The sequence below is a fragment of the Nocardia sp. NPDC127606 genome (genome assembly GCF_042671725.1).
Taxonomy (GTDB): domain Bacteria; phylum Actinomycetota; class Actinomycetes; order Mycobacteriales; family Mycobacteriaceae; genus Nocardia.
Genome location: NZ_JBHXWQ010000001.1, coordinates 674,257 through 683,679 on the forward strand (window position 1 = coordinate 674,257; position 9,423 = coordinate 683,679).

9 protein-coding genes are annotated in these 9,423 nt (G+C 70.0%); 7 read left to right on the top strand and 2 right to left on the bottom strand.

Annotated elements, in window-relative coordinates:
- Window positions 1-2 precede the first annotated feature (2 nt).
- Window positions 3-1,535: a TldD/PmbA family protein gene (locus ACFVJ5_RS03165; protein WP_379218248.1), complete on the bottom strand. Its 1,533-nt coding sequence runs from the start codon at window positions 1,533-1,535 to the stop codon at window positions 3-5.
- A gap of 194 nt (window positions 1,536-1,729) precedes the next feature.
- Here ACFVJ5_RS03165 and ACFVJ5_RS03170 point away from each other — a divergent pair, with 194 nt between their 5' ends.
- A complete protein-coding gene (locus ACFVJ5_RS03170) occupies window positions 1,730-2,323 on the top strand; it encodes a helix-turn-helix domain-containing protein (RefSeq protein ID WP_379218249.1) in 594 nt (197 codons plus the stop codon).
- Between the two features lie 13 nt (window positions 2,324-2,336).
- Here the strand turns inward: ACFVJ5_RS03170 and ACFVJ5_RS03175 are convergent, their stop codons facing one another.
- Window positions 2,337-3,104 (bottom strand): sulfite exporter TauE/SafE family protein, encoded by a 768-nt coding sequence (locus ACFVJ5_RS03175; protein WP_379218250.1) that lies wholly within the window; start codon window positions 3,102-3,104, stop codon window positions 2,337-2,339.
- Window positions 3,105-3,159: 55 nt separating this feature from the next.
- Here ACFVJ5_RS03175 and ACFVJ5_RS03180 point away from each other — a divergent pair, with 55 nt between their 5' ends.
- From ACFVJ5_RS03180 to lnt, 6 genes are all read left to right on the top strand, one after another.
- Window positions 3,160-4,335 (top strand): sensor histidine kinase, encoded by a 1,176-nt coding sequence (locus ACFVJ5_RS03180; RefSeq protein ID WP_379218251.1) that lies wholly within the window; start codon window positions 3,160-3,162, stop codon window positions 4,333-4,335.
- A gap of 74 nt (window positions 4,336-4,409) precedes the next feature.
- Window positions 4,410-5,069 (top strand): response regulator, encoded by a 660-nt coding sequence (locus ACFVJ5_RS03185; RefSeq protein ID WP_379218252.1) that lies wholly within the window; start codon window positions 4,410-4,412, stop codon window positions 5,067-5,069.
- Between the two features lie 68 nt (window positions 5,070-5,137).
- Window positions 5,138-5,629 carry an FxsA family protein gene (locus tag ACFVJ5_RS03190; protein WP_379218253.1) on the top strand — a complete coding sequence of 164 codons (492 nt, stop codon included), beginning with the start codon at window positions 5,138-5,140 and terminating at the stop codon, window positions 5,627-5,629.
- 59 nt (window positions 5,630-5,688) lie between these two features.
- Entirely contained in the window at window positions 5,689-5,892 is a 204-nt protein-coding gene (locus tag ACFVJ5_RS03195) for a hypothetical protein (protein WP_056809780.1), read from the top strand.
- A gap of 70 nt (window positions 5,893-5,962) precedes the next feature.
- Window positions 5,963-7,555, top strand: coding sequence for an amidohydrolase (locus tag ACFVJ5_RS03200; RefSeq protein ID WP_379218254.1), 1,593 nt, complete (start codon window positions 5,963-5,965; stop codon window positions 7,553-7,555).
- 35 nt (window positions 7,556-7,590) lie between these two features.
- Window positions 7,591-9,270 carry an apolipoprotein N-acyltransferase gene (gene lnt, locus ACFVJ5_RS03205; protein ID WP_379218255.1) on the top strand — a complete coding sequence of 560 codons (1,680 nt, stop codon included), beginning with the start codon at window positions 7,591-7,593 and terminating at the stop codon, window positions 9,268-9,270.
- Window positions 9,271-9,423: the final 153 nt, after the last annotated feature.

Genomic DNA, 9,423 nt, shown 5'->3' on the forward strand with positions numbered 1-9,423 from the left:
GTTCACTGACCGCCCTCCGTCCGGGTATTGAGAATGTTGACCCCGCGCACCAGCACCGACGGGCAGCCGTGGCTCACCGCCGCCACCTGACCGGGCTGTGCCTTACCGCAGTTGAAGGCGCCGCCGAGCTGCCAGGTGCTCGGCCCGCCGACCGCTTCCATCGACCCCCAGAAATCGGTGGTCGTCGCCTGGTAGGCGACATCGCGCAATTGCCCGTCGAGCTCGCCGTTGCGAATCCGGAAGAACCGCTGACCGGTGAACTGGAAGTTGTATCGCTGCATATCGATCGACCAGCTCTTGTCACCCATGATGTAGATGCCGTCCTCGACCCGGGAGATCAGCTCGGCGGTCGTCGTGTCACGCGAGGGGTCCGGCTGCAACGACACGTTCGCCATCCGCTGGATCGGAACATGGTGCGGCGAATCGGCATACGAGCACCCGTTGGAGCGATCGAGCCCGAGACGCGGGGCGAACACGCGGTCGAGCTGATAGCCGACCAGGATGCCCTCGCGCACCAGATCCCACTGCTGGCCCGCCACGCCCTCGTCGTCGTACCCGACGGTGCTCAAACCGTTGACCTGGGTGCGGTCACCGGTGACGTGCATGATCGGCGTGCCGTACCGCAGCGTGCCGAGCTGATCGGGAGTCGCGAACGAGGTGCCCGCGTACGCGGATTCGTAGCCGATCGCGCGGTCGTATTCGGTGGCGTGGCCGATGGATTCGTGGATCGTCAGCCACAGGTTCGTCGGGTCGATCACCAGATCGGTGGGGCCGGCGACCACGCTGGGCGCCTTCACTTTCTCGGCCAGCCAGCCCGGGATCTGGGCGAGTTCGCCTGTCCAGTCCCATGTTCGGTCGGCGCCGGTGACGTACTCCCAGCCGCGGCCCGCGGGCGCGGCGAGGGTGCGCATCGTCTCGAACACCCCCGACGCGGAATCGACGGTGACAGCCTCCAATTGGGGGTGCAGCCGCACCCGCTGCTGGGTGATCGACGAACCCGCGGTGTCGGCGTAGAACGTCTGCTCCTTGACCTGCAGGACCGAGGCGGTGACGTGGTCGACACCGTCGGCCGCCGACAGGCGTTCCGAATAGTCCTGCAGCAGCGCCACTTTGTCGGCCGTCGGTACCGTGAACGGGTCGAGGTCGTAGGCCGAGACCCACGAGACATCGTCATAGCGTGGCTCGTCGGCCAGTTCGACGCGCTCCCGGTTCAGTGCGCGCAGCGCCTTCGCCACGGTCACCGCGCGACGCGCCACCTCGGCGGCGATCTCGGGCGTGAGTGCGGCGTGCGAGGCGAAACCCCAGGTGCCGTCGACGATCACGCGCACCGCCAGCCCCAGCTCGGTCGCGTCGGTGACCGCTTCGACGCGGCCGTCCCGTAACCGGATGGACTGGGTCACCAGCCGTTGCACGCGCAGGTCGGCATGCTCGGCGCCGGCCGCGCGGGCCGCCGACAGCGCGGCCTCGGCCAGGGTGGCGAGCCCGAGCGCGCGGAACTCCTCGTCCACATCTCTGGAAGTCGTGGTATCCCTCACCGCACCTACGCTAACCGGTGCCACCGACACATGTGCGCCGGAACCGCTTCCGGCGCACCGTCATGTCGGTTGTCGCCGTGACGCGCGGACTCCGGTCATCCCGCGAGCGGCGCCGAAAATGCCGTAGGGTGCCCGCCGTGCCGCCATCTGCCCTGCGCGATCGAAAAAGGGAACGAACCCGACGTGCGATCCTCGTGGCCGCTGTCGAATTGTTCGAGGCCAGAGGCTACGAGGAGACGACCGTCGCCGACATCGCGGCCGAGGCCGAGGTCGGCACCCGGACCTTCTTCAACTACTTCGCGAGCAAAGAGGAACTGCTCTTCCCCGAGCCCGACGAACGGGTGCGCGCGGCGGTCGCCGCCATCGCCACCCGTCGGCCCGGCGAGCAACCGGTGGAGGTGTTGCTGCGGGCCTTGCGGGCGGCGGGCGACAACCCCGGCGAACACCTCGTCGACGACGTCGGTTCGCGGGTGGCCGCCCTGCGGGCGCGGGTCTCGCGGACTGTCCCCTCGGTGAGCGGTCGCGCGGCGCACGCGCAATTGGTGGCGCAGCGCGAGATCGCCCACCAGTTGCACCTCGCGTTCCCACACGAACTCGACGAGGTCGGCGCCGCGGCGCTGGTCGGCGCTGTGGTCGGTGCGGTGTCGGGCGCGCTGACCGTGCTGTTCCAGCAGCCACAGCACAGCATCGACGACGGTGAACGCCTCCATCGCAAGATTCACGAGACCACCTCGCGGGTCCTGCAACCCTGGCTCGCCGCCTCCGCGGCTGCCGAACCGGTGCCCTGACCGAATCGCCGCGCTAACCGAACTGCTGCCACCCCAACCGGATCACCATCACCACCACGACGACGAGCAACACGATCCGGACGAACCCCGCGCCCCTGGCCAGCGCCATCCGTGAACCGATCAGTGCGCCGAGAACATTCGCCACCGCCATGCCCGCGCCGAGACCCCACAGGATGTGGCCGGTCGAGCCGAGGAACAGCAGCGCACCCACGTTCGACCCGCAGTTGATCACCTTGGCCATCGCGGCCGCCCGCACGAACTCGGTGCCGAGCAGCGTCGCGAAGGTGATGATCAGGAAGGTGCCGGTGCCCGGTCCGAGCAGCCCGTCGTAGAGGCCGATCAGACCGGACGCGAGGCCGACCACCAGGATCACCTTGCGCCGCGTCGGCGGATGGGTGGCCATCGTCAGGCCGACCGAGGGGCGCGCGGTCACGAACACCGCCACCCCGACGAGCACCACCATCACCAGCGGGATGAACAGGTCGCGGTCGATCAGCGACACCGCGGCCGCGCCGCACGCGGCGGTGATCGCGGCGATCACCGCGCCGGGCAGCAGCACCTTCCACTGCATCGGCACCTTGCGCGCGAAGGTCGCCACTGCGGTCGCGGTGCCTGCCAGGGCAGCGAGCTTATTGGTGCCCAGCGCGGTCTGCGGTGCGATGCCGGGAACGACGAGAAACAGGGTCGGCAGAATGATCAGCCCACCGCCGCCGACCACGGCATCGACCCAGCCCGCCGCCGCGGCGGCCACCAATAGGACCGTCCAGTCTCCGAGTTGCACGCGTCCAGGCAATCAAGATCACGGCCGGAAAGCCAGCCGGGGCTACGCTGGGCCCGTGCGCCGGTTCAGCCTGTGGCTACGCGGACGACCCATCGTCGCCGACTCGATTCTCGCGGGATTGCTGCTGTTCCTCGATGCCCTCGGGGTGGGCGACGAACACAACAAGGTCGTCTACCTGATCTTCTCGGTGATCCTGCCGTTGCCGCTGATCCTGCGGCGGGTGTATCCGCGGGCGGTGGCGGCGGCGATGCTGGTGCTGTCGCTGCTGAACACCCTGATCGGCTACCTGATCGACGTGAAGGCCACCGACCATGTCGCGCTGATCGGGCTCGGGGTGATGCTCTACACGCTCGTCGCCTATGTCGGTCGGCGCGACGGGCTCATCTTCCTCGCGTTCCTCGCGCTCGACATGGCGCTGTCGGTCCTGTTGCTCGACGAGCCGCGCGGTGGTGATCTGGCGATGGCCGCGCTCATCTACGCGCTGTGCTGGACACTGGCCGAGTTCAACGGTGCCCGGCACGCGTACGACTCCGAGGTGGCGGCCCGGCTGGCGGTCGCCGACTACGACAAGGAACGGCGCGCGCACGACGCGGTCGCCGCCGAACGCACCCGTATCGCCCGCGAACTCCACGATGTGGTGGCACACGCCGTCAGCGTCATCATCGTGCAGGCCGACGGCGCCAAGTACGCCCTGCGCCAGGACCCCGACACCGCCGAACGCGCGCTGGCCACCATCGCGGGTACCGGTCGCGACGCGCTACGCGAGCTGCGCCGCACCGTCGCCCTGCTGCGCACCGAGCACGCACCGGAACTGCTGCCCCAGCACGGGAGCGCGGGGATCGCGAAGCTGGCCCAGATGATGCGCGAGGCCGGCCTGGCCGTCGACCTCGAGCTGACCGGCGAACTCGACCACATCGCTCCCGAGGTGAGCCTCGGCGTGCACCGCATCGTGCAGGAATCGCTCACCAACACCCTGCGCCACGCGGGAGCGGAGCCCAAGGCGGTGGTCCGGGTGCATCGGCGCGAGGAGGACATCCTCGTCGAAGTCGTCGACAGTGGCGGCGTTCCCGCCCAGGTGAGCCCGGGCGCCGAGATTCCCGGCGCGGGGATGGGACTGGTCGGCATGCGTGAACGGGTCGCGGTCCTCGGCGGCACTCTGTACGCGGGCAGACTCGACGACGGCCGCTGGCAGGTGCGCGCCGACCTTCCGCTGCGTACCGAAACGGACTGAACTCTGCTCGCCCGCGGCCGGGTGCGGGAAAACACGGGGGAACGCTGCGCGGCAGTGACTATTAGGGTGGGGCAATGCCGATCAGCGTGCTCGTGGTGGACGATCAGGAACTCATGCGGATGGGCCTGAAAATGGTGCTCGGCGCGCACCCCGACATCGACGTGATCGGTGAAGCGGGCAACGGCGACGAAGCCGTGCGGCGCGCGAGCGAGCTGCGCCCCGATGTGGTGCTGATGGACGTGCGGATGCCGGTCGTCGACGGAGTGACCGCCACCGCGCAGATCGTGGCCGCGGGGGAGGGCGTGCGGGTGCTCGTGATGACCACCTTCGACCTGGACGAACACGCGCTCGGTGCCCTGCGTGCGGGCGCCAGCGGATTCCTGCTCAAGGACACCCCGCCCGAGGATCTCGTCTCGGCCATCCGCAGCGTCGCCGCCGGTGACGCGGTGGTCTCGCCCAAGGTCACCAAGCGGCTGCTGGACCGGCTCGTGGCCGAGGACCCGACGAGTCTGCGCGACCCGAGGATCCTCGACGTCCTCACCGCCCGCGAACGCGAGGTGCTCGAACAGATCGCGGTCGGCCGCTCCAACGCCGAGATCGCCGGAGCACTGTTCCTGTCGGAGGCGACGGTGAAGACGCATGTCGGCCGGGTGCTCACCAAACTCGGCCTGCGCGACCGGGTGCAGGCGGTGGTGCTGGCCTACGAGACCGGGCTCGTGCGGCCGGGTGGCTGAGTTCGTCGGCTCGGGAGAAAAATCGGGCGCTCGTGCGTTGAAGGGGTAGATCGTCCGAAAGGATCGCCATGACCGCTGTGCTGTTCGTCCTCTACCTCGTCGTCGAGATCGCCGCCCTCGTCGGTCTCGCCCAGTTGATCGGCATCGGCTGGGCGCTGGTCGTGCTCGTCGCGGTGTCGGGCGTGGGATTGGTGCTGCTGGGACGGCAGGGCAGGCGGGTGTTCGACCGATTCCGGCGGGCCTCACGCGGTGAGGTGACCGCCGAGAGCGCGGTCGCCGACGGGGTGATCGTCGCCACCGGCTCGGTGCTGCTGTTCGTGCCCGGCCTGGTCACCGGACTCGTCGGCCTGCTCGCGCTGTTCCCGCCGACCAGGGCGCTGCTGCGACCGGCGCTGGAGAAGCTCGGCACCCGGCGCTTCGGCCCGCTGCCCTCGTTCGCGCCCTCGCCGTATCGCGGGATGGTCGTCGACGCCGACGGTGACGTGGTCGACGGCACCGTGGTCGGGCAGTGGTACGACGATGGTCACACCGCGGGTCCGCGCGCGCTCGGCCCCGCCTGATCCGAGAAGGCCTCCACCGACACGCCCGCGCGCGGCGGCGAAGGGTCTACAGTACCGACATGGCCACCGAGCAGATCACCGTCACGGTGAGCGAGGAACTGGCCGACGCGGTGCGCAGAGCGAGCGCCGCTGCCGGACAGTCGATGTCGGACTTCACCACCGCCGCATGGCGGTTGGAACTGATCGCCGTGGAGGCGGGCGGGCATTGTCCCGCCGGGTTCGGCGATGCCGAAGTGCGCGCCGCGCTGTCGCTGCCGACCTGACGTTCGCGCCGCCGAGCGGAGACTGTCCCTGCCGAGGTGACGATCCGGCGATACGGCAGACTGGGACACCGTGAGTACCCAGTTGCTGATCGGCGGTCGTTTCTACAGTTCGAGCTCCCCGGACGCGACCGCGATGGCGGTCACCGACGGCACCGTGGTGTGGCTGGGCGCCGAGGCGCCCGGGCGCGCCATGCACCCCGACGCGGAGATCATCGACCTCGACGGTGCGTTCGTGGCGCCCGCGTTCGTCGATCCCCATGTCCACGTCACCGCGCTGGGGCTCCAGCTGACCGGGCTCGACGTGAGTGGCGCCGGATCCCTGTCCGACCTGCTCGAGACGGTGCGGGCGCACGCCGCGAACCAGCCGGACGGGGTGATCATCGGCGAAGGCTGGGACGACACCGGCTGGCCCGAACAACGTCCGCCGACGGTCGCCGAACTCGACGCGGCCGCCGGTGCGGGCAGGCTCGTCTACCTGGCCCGGGTCGACGCGCATTCGGCCGTGGCCTCCTCGGCGCTGCTCGACGCGGCCGGTGATCTCGGCGACGGGTATCGGCGTGGCGAACTGCTGCGCGCCGACGCCCACCACCGGGTGCGAGCAGTCGCGCTCGCGGAACTCACTCGCGCCCAGCGTGATTCGGCCCGCCGTGCGGCCCTCGACGCGGCGGCCGCGCACGGCATCGTCGCGGTCCACGAATGCGCGGGCCCCGAGATCTCCGGCCGCGACGACATCCGCGAACTGCTCGCTTTCGACCACGGTGTGGCCGTGCGGGCCTACTGGGGTCAGGCCGTGCGCACCGCGGAGCAAGCGCGCGCCCTGCTCGACGAGCTCGGGGTGCACGCGCTCGGTGGCGACCTGTTCGTCGACGGTTCGCTCGGCTCGCACACGGCACTGCTGCGCGCGCCTTACGCCGACGCGGCGGGCTGCGGCAAGAGCTTCCTCGACGAGGACACGGTCACCGCGCATATCCGCGCGTGCACCGAGGCCGGGATCCAGGCGGGCTTCCACGCCATCGGCGACGCCGCCATGGATATCGTCGTCGCCGGATTCGCCCGTGTCGCAGCCGAACTCGGTGGTCCGGCGATCGCGTCGCGTGGGCACCGGGTGGAACACGCGGAGATGACCGACGCCGCCGCGATCGCACAACTCGCCGAGCTCGGCGTGATCGCGTCCGTGCAGCCCGGCTTCGACGCCGCGTGGGGTGGACCCGACGGGATGTACGCGACCCGCCTGGGCGCCGAGCGCGCCGCCGGCCTCAACCCGTTCTCGGCGATGGCGGCGGCGGGCATCTCCCTGGCCATCGGTTCCGACGCACCCGTCACCGTCATGAACCCGTGGGAGCAGGTGCGCGCGGCGGTCCACCACCGTACTCCCGGCCATGGATTGTCTCCGCGCGCCGCCTTCGCCGCCGCCACTCGCGGCGCCTGGCGCGCGGGCGGCGTGCGCGACGGTATGGCGGGCACGCTGGTGCCCGGCGCACCCGCCTCCTACGCCGTGTGGGACGCGGGCGACCTCGTCGTCGCGGCGGCCGCCGACACCGTGCAGCGCTGGTCCACCGACCCCCGCTCCCGCGTACCCGGCCTGCCGCGCCTCGATCCGGGCGTCGACCTGCCGACCTGCCTGCGCACCGTGCGCGACGGCATCACGATCTACGCCGCCTGACCCGCCGCCAGCAACGAAGCACGGAGCGACACACCATGATCGACCCCGCGACGGGTAACCACCCCGACTCCGCAGCCGAGCCGGCATCAGCAGCGCGCGAGGTGGAGCCCGGTGCGAGCCGATCCGCCGCGAGAACACCGCACCGGACCGTGCTGCGGCTGCTCGCGGCCGTCGTGGGCGGGCTGCTGCTGTTCGGTAGCTTCCCGCCCCGCCCGTTCTGGTTCCTCGCGCCCGTGGCCATCGGCTTGCTCACCCTCGCGGTGCGCGGGCCGGGCACGCTGCGCGGCGGGTTCGGGTACGGGATGCTCGGTGGGCTGGCGTTCTTCGTGCCGTTGCTGCCGTGGACCGGGATCTACGTGGGTCCGGTGCCGTGGCTGGCGCTGTCCACGGTGTGCGCGCTGTACTTCGGCCTGTGGGGTGTGCTCGCGCGATGGTTGAGCGCGCTGCCGGGCTGGCCGATCTGGCTCGCCCTGGCGTGGACCGCGAGTGAATGGGTGCGATCGAGCTTCCCGTTCGGCGGATTCCCGTGGGGTCGTGTCGCTTTCGGTCAAGCCGATGGTTGGTATCTGCCGCTGGCCGCCTACGGTGGTGCGCCGCTGGTCGGCTTCGCGGTCGCGCTGACCGGCACCGCGCTCGCCGCACTCGCGCTGCGCGTCATCGCCTGGGCCCGCACGCCCGCGCCGCGCCCGAACACTCGCGCCGTGCGGACCGGATTTGCCACCGCCGTGGTGGCCGTGGCTATCATGCCCCTGGCCGGAGTGATCCTGCGGCCGACATTGCCCGCCCCGGACGCCGGGACCAGAACGATCACGGTCGCCGCCATCCAGGGCAGTGTGCCGCGGCTCGGGCTCGACTTCAACGCCCAGCGCCGCGCGGTGCTGGACAACCACGTCCGGCGCACCGAGGAGTTGGCCGACGCCGTCACCCGCGGACAGGCCGCACGGCCCGACATCGTGATCTGGCCCGAGAACTCCTCCGATATCGACCCACTGCGCAATGCCGACGCCGCCGCCGAGATCACCGAAGCTTCGGTGAAGATCGGCGCCCCGATCCTGGTCGGCGCAGTCCTGGTGAACGGTGACCGCACGACCACCAACTCGGTGATCGTGTGGAACGGCACGGCGGGCCCGGGGGAGCGCCACGACAAGAAGATCATCCAGCCGTTCGGCGAATACCTGCCGATGCGCGGTTTCTTCCGTTTGTTCTCCTCCTATGCCGACCGTGCGGGCTATTTCGTGCCGGGTAACGGTGACGGAACGGTGACGGCCGCCGGTGTGCCGGTCGGCGTGGCGACCTGTTACGAGGTCGCGTTCGATCGGGCATTTCGGGATTCCCTCGCCGCGGGCGCCCAATTGCTGACGGTGCCCACCAACAACGCCACCTTCGGTGAGAGCGAGATGACCTACCAGCAACTGGCGATGTCGCGGGTGCGGGCGGTCGAACACGGGCGTGCGCTCGTGGTGTCAGCAACCACGGGTGTCAGCGGGATCATCACTGCTGACGGCGTGCTCAGGCAGCACACCGAGCAGGTCATCCCCGCCGCGTTGGTGGCCCAGCTACCGTTGCGCGACACAACAACAGTCGCTACCCGAATCGGTGCGTGGCCGGAACTCGCGTCCGTTATCCTGACCGCGATCGGTGTCGGATTGCTATTACTTCGACGCCGCCGCGCGAATCCGACGCATCTTGCGCGAAGTTCGGACAATTCTGAATAAGCGGTTTGTTTCAACCGGGGGGAAGCGGCACAAAGTTGCTGCTTCAGGGGCGTAATTCGTTGAGCTCGAAATAAATTCACATTGGTAGCCATCCGGCTGCCGTAGTACTCCGAATCATGGGCGTGGAAAAGCCACGCCCTGGGCCGTCGTGTG